Origin of the sequence: Streptomyces sp. NPDC052701, assembly GCF_040678355.1 — a bacterium.
In the GTDB taxonomy this organism is placed as follows: domain Bacteria; phylum Actinomycetota; class Actinomycetes; order Streptomycetales; family Streptomycetaceae; genus Streptomyces.
Window position 1 is genome coordinate 41,778 of sequence record NZ_JBFATO010000016.1, and the last position, 24,080, is coordinate 65,857.

Sequence of the window (24,080 nt, forward strand, 5' to 3'; positions counted from 1 at the left end):
GCGCGGCTTGCGGTGCTGCGACGCCAAGGGAGGCGACTCCTTCCACGTTCCGCCTACCGGGTTAGCTGTCGGGTTCGGGCGGACGTGCTTCGGAAGGGTTGCCCTACGGCCGTTTCCCGCGGGGAAGGCGGGCCGATTCACCCCAAGGTCTCGGTTGGGTCCCCGGCTCCGGCTGCCGCGACGGCACACCGGACTCGGCGGAGGCCGCGCGGCCCGGCGTCGTTCGCCGGTGGGGGTCGTACGGCCCGCCCGCACGGTAGCCAACTCGTGTCGTCCTTGTGAAGGTTGATGGGTGATATGCCCGATACATTTTCGTGACCTTCCTCGGGAGGTCGCTCACCGTGACAGGGCGGTGATGCAGGGTGAGGAACCGTCGGGAGTGCGGGCCCGGGGGAGTGCGGGCTTCCGGGGCCGTCGGCGGCCCGGAGCCGGCGATGTTCCCGGGGCGGCAGCGGCTGTCGGTGGAGCGCCCTAGACTCGGAGAGCGATGAGCAGCCTCTTTGACGACAGCTTCCTGGCGGACCTCCAGGCCCCGCACGGCCACGCGGAGGAACCCCCGCCGCCCGACGACGATCACGTACCGGAGCCGATTCCGGACGATCTGTTCGGCGGGAAGTTCGACGTGCCGCCGGACCGGGACCCCTACTACCGCGACGGCGCCGCGCGCCCGGTGGTGGACCCCGCCGCGCTCCTGCAGGGGCTGAACGACAACCAGCGCGCCGCCGTGGTGCACTCCGGCTCCCCGCTGCTCATCGTGGCCGGCGCCGGCTCCGGCAAGACCCGTGTGCTCACCCACCGCATCGCCCACCTGCTGGCGGAGCGGGGCGTCCACCCGGGCCAGATCCTCGCGATCACCTTCACCAACAAGGCCGCCGGCGAGATGAAGGAGCGCGTCGAGCAGCTCGTCGGCCCGCGCGCGAACGCGATGTGGGTGATGACCTTCCACAGCGCGTGCGTGCGCATCCTGCGCCGCGAGTCCAGGAGGCTCGGCTTCACCTCGTCGTTCTCGATCTACGACGCCGCCGACTCCAAGCGCCTGATGGCCCTGGTCTGCCGCGACCTGGACCTCGATCCCAAGCGGTTCCCGCCGAAGTCGTTCAGCGCCAAGATCAGCAACCTGAAGAACGAGCTGATCGACGAGGAGGACTTCGCCGCCCAGGCCTCCGACGGCTTCGAGAAGACCCTCGCCCAGGCCTACGCCCTCTACCAGTCGCGGCTGCGCGAGGCGAACGCCCTCGACTTCGACGACCTGATCATGACGACGGTCAACCTGCTGCGCGCGTTCCCGGACGTCGCCGAGCACTACCGCCGCCGCTTCCGCCACGTCCTGGTCGACGAGTACCAGGACACCAACCACGCCCAGTACGCCCTGGTGCGCGAACTGGTGGGCCCCTCCGGCGAGGGCCAGGACCCCGCCGAGCTGTGCGTGGTGGGTGACGCCGACCAGTCGATCTACGCCTTCCGCGGCGCGACCATCCGCAACATCCTCCAGTTCGAGGAGGACTACCCGGACGCGACGACGATCCTGCTGGAGCAGAACTACCGCTCCACCCAGACGATCCTGAGCGCCGCCAACGCGGTCATCGAGCGCAACGAGTCCCGGCGCCCCAAGAACCTGTGGACCAACGCGGGCGCGGGCGCGCTGATCACCGGGTACGTCGCCGACACCGAGCACGACGAGGCCCAGTTCGTCGCCGACGAGATAGACCGCCTGGTGGACGCGGGCAAGGCCAAGGCCGGCGACGTCGCCGTCTTCTACCGCACCAACGCCCAGTCCCGTGTCTTCGAAGAGGTCTTCATCCGCGTCGGCCTGCCCTACAAGGTCGTCGGCGGTGTCCGCTTCTACGAGCGCAAGGAGGTCCGGGACGTCCTGGCCTACCTGCGGGTCCTCGCCAACCCGGAGGACTCCGTCCCGCTGCGCCGCATCCTCAACGTGCCCAAGCGGGGCATCGGCGACCGCGCCGAGGCCATGATCGACGCCCTCGCCCAGCGCGAGAGGATCAGCTTCCCGCAGGCGCTCAAGCGCGTCGACGAGGCGTACGGCATGGCCGCGCGCTCCGCGAACGCCGTCAAGCGGTTCAACACGCTGATGGAGGACCTGCGGACGATCGTCGAGTCCGGCGCGGGCCCGGCCACCGTGCTGGAGGCGGTGCTCGAACGCACCGGCTACCTCGCCGAGCTGCAGGCCTCCACCGACCCGCAGGACGAGACCCGGATCGAGAACCTCCAGGAACTCGCCGCCGTGGCCCTGGAGTTCGAGCAGGCCCGCGGTGAGGACAACCCGGGCACGCTCGCCGAGTTCCTGGAACAGGTGGCCCTGGTCGCGGACTCCGACGAGATCCCCGACGAGGAGGGCGACGGCGTCATCACCCTCATGACGCTGCACACCGCCAAGGGCCTGGAGTTCCCGGTCGTCTTCCTGACCGGCATGGAGGACGGTGTCTTCCCGCACATGCGCGCCCTCGGCCAGACCAAGGAGCTGGAAGAGGAGCGGCGCCTGGCGTACGTCGGCATCACGCGCGCGCGGGAGCGGCTGTATCTGACGCGGTCGACCATGCGCAGCGCGTGGGGACAGCCGTCGTACAACCCGCCCTCCCGCTTCCTGGAGGAGATCCCGCCGGTCCATGTGGAGTGGAGGCGCACGGGAGCGAGCGCGCCCGCGTCCTCGGGGCCGGTCTCCGGGGTGGCGGCCTCGCTGTCGTCGTCCCGCTCCCGCTCGTCGGCGTCGGGCGCGTCCGGCTTCGCCACGCGCCGTGCCTCGGAGAAGCCGGTGGTGGCGCTGGCGGTCGGGGACCGGGTGACGCACGACCAGTTCGGGCTCGGCACCGTGGTCGCGGTCAGGGGCGCCGACGCGAACGCCGAGGCGACGATCGACTTCGGGGACGGCAAGCCGAAGCGGCTGCTGCTGCGGTACGCGCCGGTCGAGAAGCTCTAGTCCGGGAGGACGCCGCAGTCCGGGCCCGCGGAAAGGCCCCGCTCCTCGGGCGGGGCCTGCCGGGACGTTACGTCGGTTCCAGGCCGTGGCTGCGCAGCCACGCCAGCGGGTCGATCGCCGCGCCGCCGGCCGGGCGCACCTCGAAGTGCAGGTGCGGGCCGGTGGAGTTGCCGGAGTTGCCGGAGCTGGCGATCGGCTGGCCGGCCTTCACCACCGTGCCGGAGGGGACCGCGTAGGTGGAGAGGTGGCAGTACCACGTCTCCGTGCCGTCCTTCGCGGTCACGATCATCATGTTGCCGTACGCGCTGTTGTACTGCGTCCGGACGACACCGTCGGTCGCGGCCACCACGGTCGTGCCGTAGGGAACCGGGAAGTCGATGCCGGTGTGCAGGGACATCCAGTTGATGCCGGACTGGCCGTAGTAGGCGCTGAGACCGTGCTGCGCGACCGGAACGGCGAACTTCGGACGCAGCCGCTCCTTGCGGGCCGCCTCTTCCGCCGCCCGCTTCTTCTCGGCCTCCTGCTGGGCCAGGAGGTCGATGCGCTCCTGGGTGCGGCTGGCCCGGTCGGCGAAGTCGTCGGCGCCGGCGGCGAGGCTCTGGAGCTGGGTGTCCAGCTGGTTGTTGGCGGCGGCCGGTTTCACCGGCTGCGCGTCCGGCGCGGCAGCCGACGACTCCGTGCCGTCGCCGGTCAGATCGCCGACCGAGGCGGCGGCGATCCCGGCGACGCCCATCACGCACGCCGAGGGCACCGCGACGGTCAGCAGCGCGGAGCGCTTGGGGGGCGTCCGGCGGCGGGAGCGGGCCGCACCGCGGGACGCGGCGCGCGAGGACGGCGCCGGAGCGGTCTCCTCCTGGCCCTCCAGGAGGGGGACGACGGCGGGCAGCTCGCCGGTGGCGTCGGACTCGTCGCCGTCCGCGGCGGGTTCGCCGTAGGGGACCTGCTCGTAGGCCGGGGGCGCCTGCTGGTCCGGGATCCGCGCGAAGGTGGCGGTCTCCAGCTGGTCGAAGGGCGTCTCGTGCGCCTGGTGCGGGTCGTGGACCGGTGTGTCGCCGCCGGCGGCGCCGTCGGAGTTCCACTGCGTGGCGTCGTAGGCGCCGGTGTCGAAGACCTGGGTGCCCCACTCCCACTGCTGGGTCTGGTCCGCCGGGTTGCCGGACTGGTCGGGCTGGAGCCAGGCGCCCGCGTTCCACTGGCCGGTGGCCTCGGCCGGCGCGGCCTGCGGCGGGACGGCCGGCGGATGCTGGTGGCCGGTCTCCCAGGAGACGGTGCCGTAGGCGGTGTGGTGAGGGGCCGCGTACGCGTCGTGGGCCGGGGCCTGAGGGCTGCCGGTGGACCAGTGACCGGTGTCGTAGGAACCGGTGCCGTCGCCCGGGAGGCTGCCGAAGAGGGGGTCCGCCTCGAAGGTCGTGGCGTGGGCGCCGGTGACGAAACCGGTGGCGCCGTAGTCGCCGTGCGTGGTGAAGTCGCCGTACTGGGCCTCCTGCGTGTCGTACGACGCGTAGTGCGCCGAGTCGGCGTCGGAAGCCGGGGCCGGGGTGGTCATGGTCCCCGACGGGTGACGGTCGTTCACCAACTTCTCTTTCGCCTCGACAACAGGGGCTGCCAGAGCAGTGCGGCGACTGTACCCGGCGGTACGCGGGCACGACAATCTTCTGCAGGTTTCGCGCGCGCAGGAAACGGGCATTCGGCCGTGTTTCGGGGGACTGTAGACGCAGGCTTGGCCCTGTGTTCGAAGAATGTTCGATGTTGATGGAGCTCCTGAGGCGCTAAGTCGGCTGTGTCGGACCGTTGTTGTTCCCGTGGTCGTCCCGTGGTCGTCCCGTGGTCGTCCCGTGTCGCCGGGTGCGTGTTCCAGGACGTGTTCCCCGCTGGTCAGGCCGCGGCAGTGCGGCCGCGGCGGCTCGGGTGCGGCCGGGCGCGCGGCCGCTTGCGTGCGCGGGGACGGCCGTTCGGGTGCGGTGCGCGGGGCAGGCCGTGGCCAGGGGACGTGCCGGCCCGGAAGGTCATGCCACGGTCAGGCCGTCGGCGCGGCCGGTGGACGGTTCGCCCGGGCGCGCCGTGTCCAGGGCCTGGCGTACGCCCGTCGCGACGGCGGGGTGCACGGGCAGGCCGAGATGGCCGATTCCGGTCACCCGCACGTTCTGCGCCTTCAGGTCCGGATGGTCGATGCAGGCCGCCTCCAGCGGGTCCATGACGGGGTCGAGATCGCTCCAGAAGCCGACGAAGTACGTACGGCAGCCGGGCGCGGGCCGGGCCAGCTCCTCGACGACCGGCGAACCGGGGCGCATCTGGCGCACGATCGGATGCGCGTTCGCCAGCGGGGCCGCGCGCGTGCCGGAGTGCGGGGTGCCGAGCGTGACGAGCGTGCGGACGCGGGCGTCACCGCCGAGCCGCTGCACGTAGTACCGCGCGATCAGTCCGCCGAGGCTGTGTCCCACGACGTCGACCTGCTCGCTGCCCGTGCGCTCGCAGATCTCCTCTATGTGCCGGCCGAGCAGTTCGGCCGCGACCCGGATGTCGCAGGTCAGCGGGGAGTAGTTGAGGGATTCGATCCGCTGCCTGCCGTGCTGGGCGAGGCTGCGGCGCAGCAGGACGAAGACCGAGCGGTTGTCGATGAAGCCGTGCAGCAGGACGACCGGGGGCTTGGCCTCCGCCGGCAGCTGGGCGGTGCCGTGCGGGGCCGGGAGCGGGGACGTGGCGGCCCGGCGCTCCTGGGTCATGCCGGAGGGATACAGGAGGAGGTGCCCGGCGAGGATGGCGATCTCCAGGGCGGTGGCCTTCAGGAGGGCCAGGGAGAGTCCCGCCAGTCTGCTCGGGAGGAGACGCTGGCAGAGCGGAAGAAACGGCAGAACGACCCCGGTGACCTTCATGGCCGACCTCCTGTCGGCACGCGCGGGGACGGCTCCGTCCCCCGTGTGCCCTCGTGGAAAGCCGCGTCGACGGCGGTCGACGGTGCGGGCGTGAGACGCGCGAGGCGTGCGGCGTGAGCGGCGCCGGTGGTGCGACGAGGCGCCCTGCCGATACGGCGACGAGGCTCCCCGCCGTCGTGCTGCCGGTCCTGCGTGCTCTGCGTGCTCTCGCCGAAGTGCTGCACCGCCTGAGTGGGTGGGGAGTGATGCGGCGGTACGGCGCCCTCGTCGCGGCTCTGGTCGCGCGTCGTTCCGCTGCGGTCCGTGTGCCGCGGGAGGATGCGGCCCGTGAGCCGCGAAAGCCCGGAACGGTGCGCGGCGAACGTGTCCCACCGTGTGATTTCCCCCTCGGTCGGCACCGCGAAACTGCCGGTTGCGGGATGCTGGCGATAACGTTCGTTCACTTCCCGGGCCGGCAGGGCGCGGGGCGTCCGTGCCGTGGTGGCGTACCCGGGCGGTGGGCGGCGGAACGTGCGGCACCCGCGGCCTGCGCGAGCCGTGCGCGGTGCGCGGCGTGTACGGCACGAGCGATGTGTGCGGTACTTGTCGGTACGGATGGATGTAGTCGCTTCATGGAGGCAGTGATGGGTGTGGCAGCCGGTCCGATCCGCGTGGTGGTGGCCAAGCCGGGGCTCGACGGCCACGATCGCGGGGCCAAGGTGATCGCGCGGGCGCTGCGCGACGCCGGTATGGAGGTCATCTACACCGGACTCCACCAGACTCCCGAGCAGATCGTCGACACCGCGATCCAGGAGGACGCCGACGCGATCGGGCTGTCCATCCTCTCCGGCGCGCACAACACGCTCTTCGCGGCGGTGATCGACCTGCTCAAGGAGCGGGACGCGGAGGACATCCTGGTCTTCGGCGGCGGGATCATCCCCGAGGCGGACATCCCCCCGCTCAAGGAGAAGGGTGTCGCGGAGATCTTCACGCCGGGCGCGACGACCGCGTCGATCGTGGACTGGGTGCGGGCCAACGTGCGTCAGCCGGCCGCCTCGGGCGGCTGAGCCGCAGCGCCCCTGGCCGGCGGGGCCCGGCGCCGGGAGCGGCAGGGCCGCCGGTGCCGGTGCCGGTTCCGGGTTCGGCGTCGTGGCGGGACCCGGGGCTGGCGGGCGGCCGGCGGGCACACGCCGGCGGGCGTCGCCCGGCGCGGAACCGGGGGCGCGACGGGGGTGCCCGCCGCCCGTCCGGCGCGGAACCGGCCGCTCGCCGGCCCGCGCCCGCTGACGCGTCGGCCACTGTGTGCCGGGCCCGTCCTGGCGGACCGGCCACCGCAGGCGCACGGCCTGCTCACCCCGGTCCCGTCCCGCCGCGGGCGGCCGCGGGTGCGTGGAGGGGCGCCCGGCGGGCCTTACGACGCCCCCGGCTGCTCGGCCGCCTCCAGCTCCTCGGCCATCGCCGCGCGCAGGCGCAGCGTGGTGACCAGGCGCTGGAAGGCCTCCGCCCAGTAGCCCCCGGCTCCCGGGGACGCGTCCTCCGGTTCGTCCGGTACGGCCAGGAGGGCGTCGAGGCGGTTCGCCTCGGCAGGGTCGAGGCAGCGTTCGGCCAGCCCCATCACTCCGCTGAAACTCCATGGATAGCTCCCCGCGTCCCGCGCGATGTTGAGCGCGTCGACCACCGCCCGGCCGAGCGGCGCGGACCACGGGACCGCGCACACGCCGAGCAGTTGGAAGGCCTCGGACAGGCCGTGCGTGGCGATGAATCCGGCCACCCACTCGGCCCGCTCGGCGGCGTCCAGCGTGCCGAGCAGCTTGGCGCGTTCGGCCAGGGACACCGCCCCGGGGCCGCCGGCCTCCGGTGCCGAGGGCTCTCCGAGCAGGGCCCGCGACCAGGCGGCGTCCCGCTGCCGCACCGCCGCCCGGCACCAGGCCGCGTGCAGCTCGCCCTGCCAGTCGTCCGCCACCGGCAGTGCCACGATCTCCTCGGGGGTACGGCCGCCGAGCCGGCGCGGCCAGGTCTCCAGCGGTGCCGCCTCCACGAGCTGGCCGAACCACCACGACCGTTCGCCCCGCCCCGCCGGGGCCTTGGCCACGACACCGTCGCGCTCCATGCCCGCGTCGCACTCGTGCGGGGCCTCGACGACCAGGACCGGGGCCTCGCGCGTGTGGTCGACGGCCACGCACGCCCCGGCCCGCACGGCCATCCGCCCGGCGAGCGCCGAGCCGGGCAGTGCCGACAGCAGCTCCGCGGCCGTCGTCCGTACGGTGCGGCTGCGGTCGGCCAGGGCCTGCTCCAGGAACGGCTCGTCGTCCGGTCCGAGGCCGGTGCGCAGCGAGTCGAGGAACATCAGGCGGTCCTCGGACCGCTCCGTCGTCCAGGTCGTGGCGAGCAGCTCGCGCGCGGCGGCCGGGTCGCGGGAACGCAGGGCGGCGAGGAGCGCGACCCGTTCAGCGAACAGGTCCTCCCGCCACAGCGTGTGGATCCGGTCCCGGTCCTCGGGGTGGGGCAGGGCGGTGTCCGCGCCGGGTGCCGCGCGCAGGGCGAACCGCCAGTCGGGGTTCAGCCGTGCCAGCCACAGCGCCCGCGGCCCGGCGAACTCCAGGGCCGCCGGACGCAGGTCCGTGCGCCCCCGGGCCGCGTCGAGCAGTGCGGGCAGCGCCTGCGGGGGCGGGGCGTAGCCGCGGGCGTTCGCCGCCGCGAGCCACTGGGGCAGGAGCTCCGTCAGGTCCGGCGCGGTGCCGCGGCCGCCGCCGGCCGCGCCGGGCCGGCCGGCCAGCAGCATCGTGAGTCTGCGGGCGGCGGCGGGCGGCAGGGGCGGGCGCGGGTCCTGCGGGGCGGGGCGCAAACGCTCCGTCGACCGCCCCGGGCGCAGCCCGGCCCGCCGCCGTACGGTCGCCACGGCCGCCGCGTCCAGCAGGGCCGCCGGCGCCTGCGGACCGGGCGGGAGGCCCGGCGGCGTGCGCCGGTCCGTGCCGAGGAGCGCCGCGGTCACGAGCTCCTCCCAGGCGCCCGCGACGGACGGGTCCACAGGAGCGGAGGTCCTGTTCATGAGCTTCCTTTCCGCCGGGCACCCCGGGCTGGTCGAAGGCTCACCGGACCGGATGTCCAGTGATGTCCGAAAAATGCATGATTCGGGTGAGGAAGGGCGGGCCATGGGGGTGTGGGGGCTTGAGGGAGAGGCGTGGGGGCCACGGAACGCCGTGTGCGTGGGAGTCGCCCCGTGAGGGCTCGGGCCGCCGGCGGGAGGGCGGGCGGCCACCGGGGCGCCCCTGGGTGGTGCCCGGTGCCGGGGCGCGGTCCGCGGACGGCCGGCTCAGCACAGCGGCACCGGGTCGCCCGGGCCCTCGGGCCAGGCCGTCAGCGGGGTGAAGCCCTGGTGGCCGCACTCGCCGAAGACCGTGACGGGCGCCCCTCCCGACAGGGCGACCAGACGCCACAGGCCCGGGCGGGAGCGGGCGGCCCGGGTGAGTGGCAGCGCCGTGTCCCCGTCGGCGTCGGCCAGCTGCCAGGAGTCGCCGTCCGGGGTCGGTACGACCCGGTCCAGCGTCACCGGGACGGCGTCCAGCCAGGGGTCGTCCCGGAGCGCCTCGCCGTAGCGGGCGGCGGCCCGGGATGTCGTCACGCCCGGTGGGCGCACCGCCGTCGGCGCGGGGGGCGCGAACCGTTCGCCGAGTGCCGACCGCAGCTGCCCGGCGCCCGGATACGCGGACACCTCCGCGTCCAGCGCCAGGCCCACCGGCAGGGCCAGCTCCGGAGCGCGGCCGGCGGCGCCGTAGGACAGGAGCAGCACGGTGCGGTGCGAGCCGGCGCCGTACAGCCAGACCCGGCGGGTGGTCAGACGGGTGTCCGCCGTGTCGTACTGGGCGAGGACCAGCCAGTGGTCCCGGACCGGCGGGCCGTCCGCCGAGGCCGGCAGGCCGATACGGGAGCGGACCGTCGCGGCCAGACCGTCCGGGAGCCGCTCGCGGCGCAGCCAGCCCTGGTCGAGCAGGTGCAGCAGCGCGCACTCCTCCAGCAGCCGCACCGGCCAGCCCGGCCCGGTGGACGGGATCGCCCCCAGCTCCCGCACCCGCGCGGCCAGGCCGGGGGCCTGCGCGTCGACCATGCGGGCCGCCGTCTCCTCCCAGAGGCCGTACCCCGCCTGCTCCGCCGTGGCCAGGCCGCCGCGCAGCAGGTCCGCCAGGCGCTGCTCCAGCTCCGTCGCTCCCGCGGTGACCCGCTCCGCGCGGCGCTCCGCCCTGCGCCGCGCGGCCTGCGGATCAGCGGAGGCGGACGGAGGGCCGGAGCCGTCCGCGGCCTTCTTCCGGTCCGCGCGCCCGCGTCTGCCCGCGATCCACTGCTCGGCCCACTCCGGCGCCTGCCCCCGCGGCACCGCCTCCTCGCCGCCCGTCCACAGCAGCAGCAGTCCGAGAGCGTGCTTGCAGGGGAACTTGCGGCTCGGGCAACTGCACCTGTACGCGGGCCCGGAGGCGTCCGCGACGTCGACGACCGTCTGATACGGCCTGCTGCCACTTCCCTTGCACAGCCCCCACACCGTCCCCTCGTCGGAACTGCCCGCCTCGGACCACGGCCCCGCCGCGCCGAGTTTGCTTCCCGCTTTGCGTGACGCGGCGTCAGGCGCCAGTGCCAACACCTGGTCCGCGGTCCAGCGCACCCCCTGCTGAGTCATGCCACCGAAGGTAGGTCCCGCCACTGACAATCGGCCTCGCGAACACGTTTGCGCAGGTCGGAATGCATTGTCAGTGGTGTGGTGCACGGTGGGTGCCAGATCCGAACCGGCCGAGCTGGAGGGGGACTCAGCCATGCCTGTGTCCGTTGAACCGACGTCCGTCGACCCGAGCCAGAACGCGACCGCGCCCGCGAACACGGGGGCGGGCAGCCCCGCGTCCGCGGACGCGGGCACCTCCACGTCCGCGGGCGTGGGCGCGGGGGCGCCCGGCACGGAGGCGCTGCGACCGCACGCCGAGGACGCCTTCGCCGGCGAACTGGCCGCGCTCGCCGCGCAGGACGACCGCCCGCGTCCGGCCCGCTGGAAGCTCTCGCCCTGGGCCGTCGCGACGTACCTGCTCGGCGGCACGCTGCCGGACGGCACCGTGATCACGCCGAAGTACGTGGGTCCGCGCCGCATCGTCGAGGTCGCCGTCACCACGCTCGCCACCGACCGCGCCCTGCTCCTGCTCGGCGTGCCCGGCACGGCGAAGACATGGGTCTCCGAGCACCTGGCGGCGGCGGTCAGCGGCGACTCGACGCTGCTGGTGCAGGGCACCGCCGGCACACCGGAGGAGGCCATCCGCTACGGCTGGAACTACGCGCAGCTGCTCGCCCACGGCCCCAGCCGCGCCGCCCTGGTGCCCAGCCCCGTCATGCGGGCCATGGCGGAGGGCATGACGGCCCGTGTCGAGGAGCTGACCCGCATCCCGGCCGACGTGCAGGACACGCTCATCACGATCCTGTCGGAGAAGACGCTGCCCATACCGGAACTCGGCGAGGAGGTGCAGGCGGTCCGCGGCTTCAACCTGATCGCCACGGCCAACGACCGCGACCGCGGCGTCAACGACCTGTCCAGCGCCCTGCGCCGCCGCTTCAACACGGTGGTGCTGCCGCTGCCGGAGAGCCCCGAGGCGGAGGTCGACATCGTCTCGCGCCGCGTCGACCAGATCGGCCGCTCCCTCGACCTGCCGGCCGTGCCCGACGGCGTCGACGAGATCCGCCGCGTCGTCACCGTCTTCCGCGAGCTGCGCGACGGGGTCACGACCGACGGCCGGACGAAGCTGAAGTCGCCCAGTGGCACGCTGTCCACGGCCGAGGCGATCTCCGTCGTCACCAACGGGCTCGCACTGGCCGCCCACTTCGGCGACGGCGTGCTGCGGCCCGGCGACGTGGCCGCGGGCATCCTCGGCGCGGTGGTCCGGGACCCGGCGGCGGACCGGGTCATCTGGCAGGAGTACCTGGAGACGGTCGTCCGCGAGCGCGACGGCTGGACGGACTTCTACCGGGCGTGCCGGGAGGTGAGCGCGTGAACACCTCGATGTGGGGCGGCAAGCGCCGGGGCACGAAGGCCTCCGGCACGGCGGACCGGGCGGCCGGCGGGGTCCGGACCGACCGGCGGGCGGGCCGGGACGCGGACGCGTGCCGGGTCCGGCGGCGGGGAGGGAGCGTGTGACGGACGTGGACAGCACGGGGGAGAGCGCGTTCGAAGCGGGGCCGCTGCTGCTCGGCGTGCGGCACCACGGGCCGGGGTCGGCGCGGGCGGTGCGGGCCGCGCTGGAGGCGGCCCGGCCGCGCGTCGTCCTGATCGAGGGCCCGCCCGAGGCGGACGCCCTCGTCCCGCTCGCCGCCGACGAGGACATGCGGCCTCCGGTCGCCCTGCTCGCCCACGCGGTGGACGAGCCCGGCCGCTCGGCGTTCTGGCCGCTGGCCGAGTTCTCCCCGGAGTGGGTCGCCATCCGCTGGGCCCTCGAACACGGCGTCCCGGCCCGCTTCATCGACCTGCCGGCCGCCCACACGCTGGCGTGGGCGGGGCGCGAGGAGGACGTCCCGCGGACGGAGGACGGCACGGGGGCACAAGCACCCGGGGCCGGGGAGTCCGTACCGGGCGGCGCCGACGCGGGGCCGGCGGACGGGGGGAGCGGCGGTGCCGGACCGGGAACCGGCGCGGGGGGCGGAAGCGGGCCGGGTGACGGGACCGGTGCCGGGGCGGCTGACCGGAGCGGGACCGGTGCCGGGGCGGCTGACCGGAGCGGGACCGGTGACGGGGACGGGACCGGTCCCCGGTCCACCCCCGGAAGCCGGACCGATGCCGGGGCGGGGGGCGCACGCGCGCTCGGCCCCGACGCGGCCGGCCGGTCCCCCCACCGCGCCGGACCGGCCGTCGGCAGGGACGCGCGGGAACCCGCTCCCGAGGTCCGCGTCGATCCGCTCGGCGTACTCGCCGAGACCGCCGGGTACGACGACCCCGAGCGCTGGTGGGAGGACGTCGTCGAACACCGGGGCGCGGGCAGGGGGGACGCGCTCGCGCCGTTCACCGTGCTGGAGGAGGCCATGGGCGCGCTGCGCGAGGCCTACGGCAGCGGGGGACACGACCGGGACCTGGCGCGCGAGGCCCACATGCGGCTCCAGGTGCGGACGGCGCAACGGGAGTTCGAGGGCCGGGTGGCGGTGGTGTGCGGGGCCTGGCACGTGCCCGCGCTGCGGACGCGGACGACCGTCGCCGCGGACAGGGCGCTGCTCAAGGGCCTGCCCAAGGTCAAGACGGACATGACCTGGGTGCCGTGGACGTACCGCAGGCTCTCCCGGGTCAGCGGATACGGCGCGGGCATCGACTCGCCGGGCTGGTACGGGCACCTCTTCAGCGCCCCGGACCGGCCGGTCGAGCGGTGGATGACCAAGGTGGCGGGCCTGCTGCGCGCCGAGGACCGCGTCGTCTCCCCGGCGCACGTCATCGAGGCGGTGCGCCTGGCGGAGACCCTCGCCGCGCTGCGCGGCCGTCCGCTGCCCGGCCTGGGCGAGGCGACCGACGCCGTGCGCGCGGTGATGTGCGAGGGCTCGGACGTGCCGCTGGCGCTGGTGCACGACCGGCTGGTCGTGGGGGACGTGCTCGGGGAGGTGCCGCCGACGGCACCCGCGGTGCCGTTGCAGCGGGACCTCGTCCGGACGCAGCGGCGGCTGCGGCTCAAGCCCGAGGCGCTGGAGCGGGAGGTGGAGCTCGACCTGCGCAAGGAGACCGACGCCGCGCGCAGCGGACTGCTGCACCGGCTGCGGCTGCTCGGCGTCGGGTGGGGCGAGCCGGTGGCCTCGCGGGGCAGCACGGGCACGTTCCGGGAGACGTGGCGGCTGCGCTGGGAGCCGGAGCTGTCCGTGCGGGTCGCCGAGGCCGGGGTGTGGGGGACGACCGTGCTCGGCGCCGCCACCGCCAGGGCCGAGGCGGACGCCGTCGCGGCACAGGGCCTGGCGGAGGTCACCGCGCTCGCCGAGCGCTGCCTGCTGGCCGGGCTGACGGACGCGCTGCCCACGGTGATGCGGGTCCTCGCCGACCGTGCCGCCCTCGACACGGACGTCGGCCACCTCGCCCAGGCGCTGCCCGCCCTGGTGCGCTCCCTGCGGTACGGCGACGTGCGCGGCACCGACACCGGGGCGCTGGCGGAGGTCGCCGCGGGCCTGGCCGAGCGGGTCTTCGTCGGCCTGCCCCCGGCCTGTGCCGCCCTGGACGCGGACGCGGCCAAGGAGATGCGGCGCCATGTGGACGCGGTGCACCAGGCGGTGGGGCTGCTGGGCGACGCCCCCGCACCCGGCCACGGCGACCTGCGGGCCCGCTGGCGGTCGGTGCTGCGGGTGCTGTCCGCGCGGGACACCGTGCCCGGCGTCGTCCGGGGCCGTGCCGTGCGGCTCCTGCTGGACGACGGGGAGCTGGCACAGGACGAGGCGGCGCGGCTCATGGGGCTCGTGCTGTCGCCGGGGACGCCGCCGGCGGACGCGGCCGCGTGGATCGAGGGCTTCGTCGGCGGCGGCTCCGGCGGCGGGATGCTGCTCGTGCACGACGAGCGGCTGCTCGGACTGGTCGACGCGTGGCTGACCGGCGTACCGGCGGACGCGTTCACCGACGTCCTGCCGCTGCTCCGCCGCACCTTCTCCGCGTACGAACCCGGAGTGCGCCGCACCCTCGGCGAACTGGTCCGGCGCGGTCCCGGCACACCGGGGAGCACGGCGGCCGAGGGCTTCGGCCCACCCGGCTTCGCGCCCGGCCCGGACACCGCGCGCGCGGACGCCGTCCTGCCGGTGGTGCGGCTGCTGCTGGGCCTGGACCAAGGGGAAGAGAACGCCGGGAACGGACTTGCGGGGGTGACGGGATGACGACCGACCGGCGGCACGAGCCGGAGGAAGGGACCAAAGCGGTGGACGTCCTCGGGGACGGGCAAGGACGGCAGGCGGGCCACGGCCCGACGACGACCGTGCCGGTGATTCCGCTCTGGGAACGGCTCCGTGCGGGGGTGCGCGCATGACGGCAGAACCGGTCGACCCGGCGCAGGAGCGGCTGCGCCGCTGGCGGCTCGTGCTCGGAGGCGACGCCGCCGACGGCACCGGATGCGCGCTGTCCGGGACGGACGCCGCGATGGACGGGGCGCTCACCGCGCTCTACGGGAAGGGGGACAGGCCGCAGGCGGGACGGGAGCGTACGGCGGGGCTGGGGGCGTCGGCACCGTCCGTGGCGCGCTGGCTGGGAGACATACGGACGTACTTCCCGTCGTCCGTGGTGCAGGTCATGCAGCGCGACGCCATCGACCGGCTCGGGCTCGCCACGCTCCTGCTGGAGCCGGAGATGCTGGAGGCGGTGGAGGCCGACGTCCATCTCGTCGGCACGCTGCTGTCGCTCAACAAGGCGATGCCGGAGACGACGAAGGAGACGGCACGGGCCGTGGTGCGCAAGGTCGTCGAGGACCTGGAGAAGCGGCTCGCCACCCGCACCCGGGCCACCCTCACCGGCGCCCTCGACCGCAGCGCCCGCGTCAGCCGGCCGCGTCACCACGACATCGACTGGAACCGCACGATCGCGGCCAACCTCAAGCACTACCTCCCCGAGTACCGGACGGTCGTGCCGGAGCGGCTGATCGGCTACGGGCGCGCGTCCCGGTCCGTGAAGAAGGAGGTCGTGCTCTGCATCGACCAGTCCGGTTCGATGGCGGCATCCGTCGTCTACGCCTCGGTGTTCGGGGCGGTGCTGGCGTCCATGCGGTCGATCAGTACGCGGCTCGTCGTCTTCGACACGGCGGTCGTCGACCTCACCGACCAGCTCGACGACCCGGTCGACGTGCTCTTCGGCACGCAGCTGGGCGGTGGCACGGACATCAACCGGGCGCTGGCGTACTGCCAGTCGCAGATCACCCGGCCCGCCGAGACGGTGGTCGTGCTGATCAGCGACCTCTACGAAGGGGGGATACGGAACGAGATGCTCAAGCGGGTCGCGGCGATGAAGGCGTCGGGAGTGCAGTTCGTGACGCTGCTCGCGCTGTCGGACGAAGGGGCGCCCGCGTACGACCGGGAGCACGCGGCGGCGCTCGCGGCGCTGGGCGCGCCGGCGTTCGCCTGTACGCCCGACCTGTTCCCCGAGGTGATGGCGGCGGCGATCGAGAAGCGGCCGCTTCCGATACCGGACACGGCGTGACGGGACGGGCGGGCGCCGCGCGGCGACGGCCGTCGGACGGCGGCATGCCGACCCGTCGCCGTCCGACTTCGGCCAGCGGGACAGCCGGCGGGACGAGCAGCGGGACGATCGGTGAACGACCGGTGAAAAGGGACATGAGTACCCATCGGTAATACGGGGCTTGCGCAACCTCGGGAGTCCCGTGCAAGGATCAGCGCTCGTCCATGGGTGGCAACACGTCGATCGTCCCGCCGCACGGAGGAAGCTCCCTCTCTTGACCTGGTCGGCAGCTCTGTCCGGTGCCGCTCTGCGCAGGATGCGCACGGCGGCCGGGCGGCGTGCGCTCCAGGTGGCGCTGCTGGTGGGCGGAGTTCTCGCGCTCGGGCTGCTCTGCGGGGAGCGGGCGCACGCGGCGGACGGTGCGCCGCCGGCGGTCCCGGCCGAAGCCGTTCCGCCGGCCCCGGCGTCCGAGGCGTACAGGACGTACGGGGCCCGGCCGGTGACGCGGGGTGCGGCCGGGGAGCTGGTCGCCGCTCCGGCTCCCGTCGGGTCCGAGGGCGCCGGGCCGACGGCTCCGGGGGCGGGCGCGGTTCCGGGCGGTGCCCAGGGCGGCACCGTCTCCTCCGGTCCCGTCCTCCGGCCGGTGACCGAGCGCATGGTGCGGTCGATCGACGATCGTGTCGGGCGGCCGGTGGGTGAGGCCGTGGGCACGGCGACCGACGGGTTCGGCCGGCTGGGCGAGAAGGTGCCGCCGCTGGGCTCGCTGCCCTCGCCGCCGGTGCCACCCGACACCCCGTCACTGCCGGGCCTCCCGGGCCTTCCGGGTCTGCCCGGTGACTCTGGCCTCCCCGGTCTGCCCGGCGGCCCTGGCCTTCCCAGCCTGCCTGGCGATCCGGGCCTCCCCGGTCTGCCCGACGCCCCGGGTCTCCCCGGTCCGCCCGGTGAGCCCGGCCTTCCGGGCAGCCCCGCGCTCCCGGGCAGCCCCACGCTGCCGGAGCGCGCGTTGCCCGCGCCCGTCCCCGAGATCCCGCAGCAGGGCTCGACGACCAGGCCGTCGGCCGGCGAGACCACCTCCGGCGGGCGGACCGGTGCCGTCGCGGACGGCGTGCACGGGTCGAGGACGGTACTTGCCGCCACCGGCCGCGCCACGCACGGCGCACCGCACCTGCACCCCGCCGGCCACCACGTTCCCGCCGGTCACGGGCCCGCGCCCGCCGGTGCCCCGGGCGGTGCGACGGGTCAGGGTTCGGCGGCCGACAACGCAGGCCCGCGGCACGGTGACGCGCACGCCGTCACCCTGAACCACCGGGCGCCGCTGCGGCTCGTGCCCGGTGCCGTCGCGCGTACCGACGCGGCCGAGACCCGGGACCGCTACCGGGACATTCCCGTATCCCCCGCCTAGGGCCTGTCGTCGAACTCCCGCCTGCCCGCGACGCCCTGCACGCCCTCTCGCCGCACCGGGCGCAGACCCGAGTACATCCAGTACGAGGGTCCGCGCCCGGCACGCCGGGAGCACGCACCCGACGCCGCGGGGCCCGCCCTCCGGGCGGACGACGGGAATGTGACGACAGGCCCTGGAGCAGCCCTTCCCCCGCCGCAGACCTGCCGCGCGGGGGGCGGAACAGGACTGCCCGCCTGTCCGGACACCCCTGTCGTCCGGACGCAAGCGGCCGGGGCCGTACCGCCTCCGAATCCGCGTCCCTCACGTCCGCGTCCCTGCACATCGGCGTCCACTTCCGTGCCAGTGCCAGTGCCCGTGTCCGTCAGTTCCGGCTCCCCGGACACCGGCGGATCGCCACGGCCCTGGCCCGAAACGTCCCCAGCCCCACCGAGTCCCGGAACACCACGGATCCCGCGGCGCCCCACGGCAGTCCACGGCATTCCGGAACTCCGAGATCCAAGGATCGACGCACGCATGAACAAGAACACCCGCCGCTCCGTCGTGGGAGCCGCCGGTACCACCGGCGCCTGGGCGCCGGGCTCCGGCGTGGCCGGCGCCGCCGGGCAGGCCCGCCGGTACGCCGGGGCGGAAGTCGCCGTGCCGGACGCCGCCGAGGTCCGCGGAGCGGGCGGCGCCCTTCGCGTGGGGCGTGACCGGGACGGTCCGGGACGTGGCCGGGACGGTCCGGGGCGCGGCCGGACGGCTCGCCGGGTGCGCCGACTCCGGCGGCGGTGGCGTCGCCGGCCCGGTCGTCCCGGGCTACGTCCAGGACGTCCGGCACGGTTCCCCGCGCGACCCGTGACCGAGGTCGGGCCACCCGTACGGCGGCCCGCCGACGGCCCCGGGCCGTCGTACGCCCTCCGTCGTCGGCACACCGCTCACCGAGGCCCCGGCACACCGCTCACCGGTGGGCCGAGGCACTGCTCGCCGATGCGCCGAGGCGCCGGCGCACCGCTCACACGGCCGGCGCCGCCCGTCGGGCATCCGCCGCCGGCGCACCGCTCGCCGGGCCGTCGGTGAAGAACCGCACAGGCGCCGCGGGGACACCAGGTCCCGAACGGCCGAAAGCCGTCGGCCCGTCCGGCCGAGGCCCCCGCGGAAGGGGCCGGCCGGTCCCCATCGGGGTGGGGACCGGCCGCCCCGCACCCCGCAGGACAGGGCGTTTGCGTCCTCCGGGGTGTCCGACGGGCCTCACCGGGCCGACCCCAGCCCGGTGAGGCCTCTCACCCCCGGCACGCGGTGCCAGAGAAGGCGGCATCATGTGACAGGTATCACCGCTCACGTGTGACCCCTGATTTAGAGACCCTCCGCAAGCGGCGATAACCTGCGAGACGGACATGCCGCGCGCTCGGACACCGTGTGCGCCTCCCTTGTGACACATGCGGTCGTCACGTTGCCCTTCGCGGCACGCCCACGCATCCAACGAACCGCTAGATCACTGATAGGGACGGAAGCGCGTGGACCTGTTCGAGTACCAGGCGAGGGACCTCTTCGCCAAGCACGGTGTACCGGTGCTGGCCGGTGAAGTCATCGACACGCCTGAGGCGGCGCGCGAGATCACCGAGCGGCTGGGCGGCAAGTCGGTCGTCAAGGCCCAGGTGAAGGTCGGTGGTCGCGGCAAGGCCGGCGGTGTCAAGCTGGCCGCCACCCCGGACGAGGCCGTCGCCCGCGCGACGGACATCCTCGGCATGGACATCAAGGGCCACACGGTCCACAAGGTGATGATCGCCGAGACGGCTCCGGAGATCGTCGAGGAGTACTACGTCTCCTTCCTCCTCGACCGCGCCAACCGCACCTTCCTCTCCATCGCCTCCGTCGAGGGCGGCATGGAGATCGAGGAGGTCGCGGCCACCCGCCCCGAGGCCGTCGCCAAGATCGCGATCGACGCGATCGACGGTGTGGACGAGGCCAAGGCCCGCGAGATCGTCGAGGCCGCCAAGTTCCCGGCCGAGGTCGCCGACCAGGTCGTCAACGTCCTCGTCAAGCTGTGGGAGGTCTTCGTCAAGGAGGACGCCCTCCTCGTCGAGGTCAACCCGCTCGCCAAGGTCGCCTCCGGTGACGTCATCGCCCTCGACGGCAAGGTGTCCCTCGACGACAACGCCGAGTTCCGCCACCCCGACTTCGAGGAGCTCCACGACAAGGCCGCGGCCAACCCGCTCGAGGCCGCCGCCAAGGAGAAGAACCTCAACTACGTCAAGCTCGACGGCGAGGTCGGCATCATCGGCAACGGTGCCGGCCTGGTCATGTCCACCCTGGACGTCGTCGCCTACGCCGGTGAGAAGCACTCCGGCGTCAAGCCGGCCAACTTCCTCGACATCGGCGGCGGCGCCTCCGCCGAGGTCATGGCGAACGGCCTGGAGATCATCCTCGGCGACCCGGACGTCAAGTCCGTCTTCGTCAACGTCTTCGGCGGTATCACCGCCTGCGACGCCGTCGCCAACGGCATCGTGCAGGCCCTGGAACTTCTGGAGTCCAAGGGCGAAGAGGTCACCAAGCCGCTGGTCGTCCGTCTCGACGGCAACAACGCCGAGCTGGGCCGCAAGATCCTCGACGACCGCAACCACCCGCTCGTGCAGCGCGTGGACACCATGGACGGCGCGGCCGACAAGGCCGCCGAGCTGGCTGCTGCCGCGAAGTAAGGGACGAGGTACCAACAACCATGGCTATCTTCCTCACCAAGGAATCCAAGGTCATCGTCCAGGGCATGACCGGCTCGGAGGGTCAGAAGCACACCCGCCGCATGCTGGCGTCCGGCACGAACATCGTCGGCGGCGTGAACCCCCGCAAGGCGGGCACCAGCGTCGACTTCGACGGCACCGAGGTACCCGTCTTCGGCACCGTCAAGGAGGCCATCGAGAAGACCGGCGCCGACGTCACGGTCATCTTCGTCCCGGAGAAGTTCACCAAGGACGCCGTCGTCGAGGCCATCGACGCCGAGATCCCGCTCGCGGTCGTCATCACCGAGGGCATCGCCGTGCACGACACGGCGTCCTTCTGGGCGTACGCCGGCAAGAAGGGCAACAAGACCCGCATCATCGGCCCGAACTGCCCCGGTCTGATCACCCCGGGCCAGTCGAACGCCGGCATCATCCCGGCCGACATCACCAAGCCGGGCCGCATCGGCCTGGTGTCGAAGTCCGGCACGCTGACGTACCAGATGATGTACGAGCTGCGCGACATCGGCTTCTCCACCTGCGTCGGCATCGGCGGTGACCCGATCATCGGCACCACCCACATCGACGCGCTGAAGGCGTTCCAGGACGACCCCGACACCGACCTGATCGTCATGATCGGCGAGATCGGCGGCGACGCCGAGGAGCGGGCCGCGGCCTTCATCAAGGAGAACGTGACCAAGCCGGTCGTCGGCTACGTCGCGGGCTTCACCGCGCCCGAGGGCAAGACCATGGGCCACGCCGGCGCCATCGTCTCCGGCTCCTCCGGCACCGCCCAGGCCAAGAAGGAGGCCCTGGAGGCCGCCGGCGTCAAGGTCGGCAAGACGCCGACCGAGACGGCGAGGCTGGCGCGCGAGATCCTGGCCGGCTGACCCCCGGCCACGTACCGGTGGGCCCGGCCCCGTGACGGGGCCGGGCCCACCGGCCTGTCCGGGGCCGTGCGGGCCACCGGCCTATCCGGGATGGGGCACCAGCCGTTCCGGACCGTGCTGCCACTCCTGCCGCAGCTTGGCCCGCAGCTCCCGCTCCTGCTCCGACAGCGGCCCCGGCGCCACCGGCGGCGGCACCCCCTGGACCTTCTCGCCGGGCGGCACGGGCGGCTCGTACTTCGTCGGAGCCGTGTGGAGCGTGAGGGCCGTCGCGCCGATGAGGGCGACCGTGAAGGCGACGGCGGCCCGGGTCCAGAAGCGGGCGTGGCGCTCGCTGCCCGTCCGGACCGCCGACGGCCTGGCGGCCCGCAGCCGCTCGGCGGAGGCCAGTTCGGCCAGTCGCCGGTGGAGTACGGCCGGGTCCGCGAGCTCGGGCAGCCGCTCGGCGACGGCCCGGCGCGCGCGCAGCAGCCGGGCGGCGGTCGCCGGAGTGCTGGCCTCCGTCTCCGCCGCGGTCTCCGGCAGGTCGAGGCCGACGCCGTCGTACAGCACGAGGGTGCGGCGGCACGGCGGCGGGAGCCGCAGCAGGGCGTCCAGCAGGGCGCGGTCGCAGGCGTCGGAGGGCGGCGGCTCGGGGTGCCGGTGACGGGGGCGGAACCGGTGCCAGGGCGAGAGCGCGCAGTCGTACGCCGCCGCCCGCACCCAGCTCGCCGGGTCGCGGTCGCACGCCACCTCGGGCCAGCGCTGCCAGGCGAGCAGGAAGGCCCGCTCGACCGACTCGCGCGCCAGCTCGCGGCGCCCGGTCAGCAGGTACGCCTGCCGGACGAGGGCGGGGGCGCAGAACTCGTACAGCTCGTCGAAGGCCTGAGCGGGCGTCAGCGGGCGGGCCGGTGCCGGCCTCCGCTCCCGCTCCCGCTCCCGTCGCGGTACGGACCCGTACCCCGGAACCGCCGTCGGCATCGCCATCGCTTCGGACGGGGCGGGCTCGGCGGACGCCGTCCCGGGCGCGATCCCCCCGGTCCGCCCCGGCGGCCCTTGACGGGCCGACTCGGCGAGCGAGGCCAGGAGCCGCGCGTACGCCTCCCGTTTCCGGCCCTGCGGGGTGGCCCGGCCGGTCTCCCACGCGCGCACCCTCTCGCGGGAGACGCCCACCCGGCGGGCCACCTGAGCCTGCGTCAGCGCACCGGCCTCACGCAGGCGTCGGCGCTCCCCGGGCGGGGGAAGCGGGATCGCCGGACTCTCCGTCACAGGGCACTCCTCCGTCTGCGTCACCGGACGCCCCTCCGTACGAGAAAGTACATAAACGTATATTGGGCGACACAGCGGTGATTCGCCTGTTACGACCGTGCGGCGCGTGTCGTTGGGAGCATGGCGGGCGTGAGCCAGACGACCGTTCGCCGACCGTCCCTGTGGCCCCTGCCGACCCGGCTGCGCGACCGGGCGCCCGGACTGACCGCCGGCCTTCTCGCCGGTGCGGTCGCGGCGGGCCTGGGCCTCGCTTCGTCCGCCCTGCTCGCCACCCTGCTGTGGATCAGTTCGCCCTACCCCGACAGCGGGCCGGGCGGTGTGCTGCACGTCGCGGCGGCGCTGTGGCTGCTGGCGCACGGTGCCGAGCTGATCCGCGCCGACACGCTCTCCGGCCTCCCCGCGCCCGTGGGGGTCCCGCCGCTGCTGCTGCTCGCGCTGCCGGTGTGGCTGGTGCACCGGGCGGCACGGGACGTCGCGGACGGGGACGCCGCGGCGGACGGCGAGGACACCGGGCACCGGCGCGCGCCGGCGCCGGCTTCCGTCTCCGGCCGTACGGCGTGGCTGGGTGTCGTGCTCGGCTACCTCGCCGTCGGCGCGCTCGCCGCCCTGTACGCGGCGGGCGGTCCGCTGCGGCCGTCGTGGACGTCGGCGGGGGTGTGCGTGCCGCTGGTCGCCGCCGGCGCGGCGGGGGCCGGCGTGTGGACGGCGTACGGCCGTCCGGGCGGGCCGCTGGAACGGGTGCTGGGGACGCTGGTGCCCAGAGGGCTGCGGCACCTCCTCCTCGGCCCGGACGCGCACCTGGGCGGCGCGGCGCGCGCGGCCGGTGCGGGGGTGCTGGTGCTGGTCGGGGGCGGGGCGTGCCTGCTGGCGGCGTCGCTGGTGTGGCACGGCGGGGCGGCCCGGACGTCGCTGCTGCAGCTGACGGAGGTCTGGTCGGGGCGGTTCGCGGTGCTGCTGCTGTGCGTGGCGCTGGTGCCGAACGCGGCGGTGTGGGCGGCGGCGTACGCCCTCGGGCCCGGCTTCGCCCTCGGCGCCGGTCATCCCGTGACCCCGCTGGCCTCCGCCCCGGCCCCGCTGCTGCCCTCGTTCCCGCTGCTGGCGGCGGTGCCGGAGCCGGGGCCGGGGACGCCGGTGACCTGGGCGGCGGGGGTGCTCCCGGTGGTGGCCGGGGCGGTGGTGGGGTGCTGCGTGGGCAGGGACGCCTCCGAAAGCGCGCCTGGGGGGCCCGGGGTGCCCGGAGCGGGGGACGGGCGGGGCGGGGGTGCCGGGTGGTCCCGGTGGCGGACCGCCGGGGCGGCCGGGGTGGCGGCCGTGCTGTGCGCGGGCGCCCTGGCGGGGCTCGCGGAACTGGCGGGCGGGCCGCTCGGGACGGCCGCGCTGGCGCGGTTCGGCCCGATGTGGTGGCAGGTGGGGGGTGCCGCGCTGCTGTGGATCGGGGCGGTGGCGGTGCCCGTGGCGCTGTGGGTCCGTGCCGGGCGGCTGCGGGGGCGGGGGTGCCGCGAGTGGGTGGTGCGGATCGGACCGCCGCGCGCGGAGGCGGCGGGGGCCGGCGGCCCGGACGGGCGACGGCCGCGGAGGGCGTGGCGTCCGGGGAGCGGCTGGTTCTCGCGGGCGGGGGAGAAGGGGCGTGAGGGGGGAGGGGCGGTTCCCGGCGTTCCGGAGATCCCCGGTGCCCCGGAGACCCGCGACGCCGCTACCGCGTCCGGGACCGGACCGGAGCCCCGGGACTCCCGCGGTTCCTACGACTCGTACGACACCTACGACACCTACGATCACGACCTCTACGACTCGTACGACTTCCTGCCCGCCGGCCCCGCCTCCCCGGGAACGCGTGAGTCCCGCTCGCCGGAGCCGGAGCCGGAGCCGGAACCAGAGCCGCGGGAGGCGCCGGACGCCGGTGCGTGAACCCTGGCCGGCCGGCCCTC

The 24,080-nt window shown here is 74.8% G+C and carries 15 protein-coding genes and 1 riboswitch; of the genes, 10 read left to right on the forward strand and 5 right to left on the reverse strand.

Annotation, left to right across the window (positions count from 1 at the left end; all coding sequences use genetic code 11):
• Positions 1-34 precede the first annotated feature (34 nt).
• A riboswitch (cyclic di-AMP (ydaO/yuaA leader) is annotated at positions 35-210 on the reverse strand.
• 277 nt (positions 211-487) lie between these two features.
• Complete coding sequence (pcrA, locus tag AB0L29_RS19675; RefSeq protein ID WP_365828775.1) at positions 488-2,935, forward strand: DNA helicase PcrA; 2,448 nt, start codon at positions 488-490, stop codon at positions 2,933-2,935.
• Positions 2,936-3,002: 67 nt separating this feature from the next.
• Here pcrA and AB0L29_RS19680 read toward each other — a convergent pair whose 3' ends face one another.
• Entirely contained in the window at positions 3,003-4,508 is a 1,506-nt protein-coding gene (locus tag AB0L29_RS19680) for a peptidoglycan DD-metalloendopeptidase family protein (protein WP_365828777.1), read from the reverse strand.
• Positions 4,509-4,941: 433 nt separating this feature from the next.
• The gene (locus AB0L29_RS19685) at positions 4,942-5,808 is read right to left on the reverse strand and encodes an alpha/beta fold hydrolase (RefSeq protein ID WP_365828779.1); all 867 of its coding nucleotides are present in this window, start codon (positions 5,806-5,808) and stop codon (positions 4,942-4,944) included.
• A 623-nt stretch (positions 5,809-6,431) separates the two neighbouring features.
• Here AB0L29_RS19685 and AB0L29_RS19690 point away from each other — a divergent pair.
• Entirely contained in the window at positions 6,432-6,854 is a 423-nt protein-coding gene (locus tag AB0L29_RS19690) for a cobalamin B12-binding domain-containing protein (RefSeq protein ID WP_365828781.1), read from the forward strand.
• Positions 6,855-7,198: 344 nt separating this feature from the next.
• Here the strand turns inward: AB0L29_RS19690 and AB0L29_RS19695 are convergent, their stop codons facing one another.
• Both AB0L29_RS19695 and AB0L29_RS19700 read right to left on the reverse strand, forming a co-directional pair.
• The gene (locus AB0L29_RS19695; RefSeq protein WP_365828783.1) at positions 7,199-8,836 is read right to left on the reverse strand and encodes a DUF5691 domain-containing protein; all 1,638 of its coding nucleotides are present in this window, start codon (positions 8,834-8,836) and stop codon (positions 7,199-7,201) included.
• A 264-nt stretch (positions 8,837-9,100) separates the two neighbouring features.
• Positions 9,101-10,456 (reverse strand): SWIM zinc finger family protein, encoded by a 1,356-nt coding sequence (locus AB0L29_RS19700; RefSeq protein WP_365828785.1) that lies wholly within the window; start codon positions 10,454-10,456, stop codon positions 9,101-9,103.
• Positions 10,457-10,589: 133 nt separating this feature from the next.
• Between AB0L29_RS19700 and AB0L29_RS19705 the strand changes: the two genes are divergently transcribed.
• From AB0L29_RS19705 to sucD, 7 genes are all read left to right on the forward strand, one after another.
• Positions 10,590-11,807: an AAA family ATPase gene (locus AB0L29_RS19705; protein WP_365828787.1), complete on the forward strand. Its 1,218-nt coding sequence runs from the start codon at positions 10,590-10,592 to the stop codon at positions 11,805-11,807.
• A gap of 139 nt (positions 11,808-11,946) precedes the next feature.
• Positions 11,947-14,637, forward strand: a complete 2,691-nt coding sequence (locus AB0L29_RS19710) for a DUF5682 family protein (protein ID WP_365828789.1) — start codon at positions 11,947-11,949, stop codon at positions 14,635-14,637.
• A 145-nt stretch (positions 14,638-14,782) separates the two neighbouring features.
• Positions 14,783-15,946, forward strand: a complete 1,164-nt coding sequence (locus AB0L29_RS19715) for a VWA domain-containing protein (protein ID WP_365828791.1) — start codon at positions 14,783-14,785, stop codon at positions 15,944-15,946.
• Between the two features lie 253 nt (positions 15,947-16,199).
• Positions 16,200-17,327, forward strand: coding sequence for a hypothetical protein (locus AB0L29_RS19720; RefSeq protein ID WP_365828793.1), 1,128 nt, complete (start codon positions 16,200-16,202; stop codon positions 17,325-17,327).
• Positions 17,328-18,015: 688 nt separating this feature from the next.
• Positions 18,016-18,168: a hypothetical protein gene (locus AB0L29_RS19725; RefSeq protein WP_365828795.1), complete on the forward strand. Its 153-nt coding sequence runs from the start codon at positions 18,016-18,018 to the stop codon at positions 18,166-18,168.
• 655 nt (positions 18,169-18,823) lie between these two features.
• Positions 18,824-20,005 carry an ADP-forming succinate--CoA ligase subunit beta gene (sucC, locus tag AB0L29_RS19730; RefSeq protein ID WP_365828796.1) on the forward strand — a complete coding sequence of 394 codons (1,182 nt, stop codon included), beginning with the start codon at positions 18,824-18,826 and terminating at the stop codon, positions 20,003-20,005.
• A gap of 20 nt (positions 20,006-20,025) precedes the next feature.
• Positions 20,026-20,910: a succinate--CoA ligase subunit alpha gene (sucD, locus tag AB0L29_RS19735; RefSeq protein ID WP_365828798.1), complete on the forward strand. Its 885-nt coding sequence runs from the start codon at positions 20,026-20,028 to the stop codon at positions 20,908-20,910.
• Positions 20,911-20,991: 81 nt separating this feature from the next.
• Here the strand turns inward: sucD and AB0L29_RS19740 are convergent, their stop codons facing one another.
• A complete protein-coding gene (locus AB0L29_RS19740; RefSeq protein ID WP_365828800.1) occupies positions 20,992-22,155 on the reverse strand; it encodes a helix-turn-helix domain-containing protein in 1,164 nt (387 codons plus the stop codon).
• Between the two features lie 120 nt (positions 22,156-22,275).
• Here AB0L29_RS19740 and AB0L29_RS19745 point away from each other — a divergent pair, with 120 nt between their 5' ends.
• The gene (locus tag AB0L29_RS19745) at positions 22,276-24,060 is read left to right on the forward strand and encodes a DUF6350 family protein (RefSeq protein ID WP_365828806.1); all 1,785 of its coding nucleotides are present in this window, start codon (positions 22,276-22,278) and stop codon (positions 24,058-24,060) included.
• Positions 24,061-24,080: the final 20 nt, after the last annotated feature.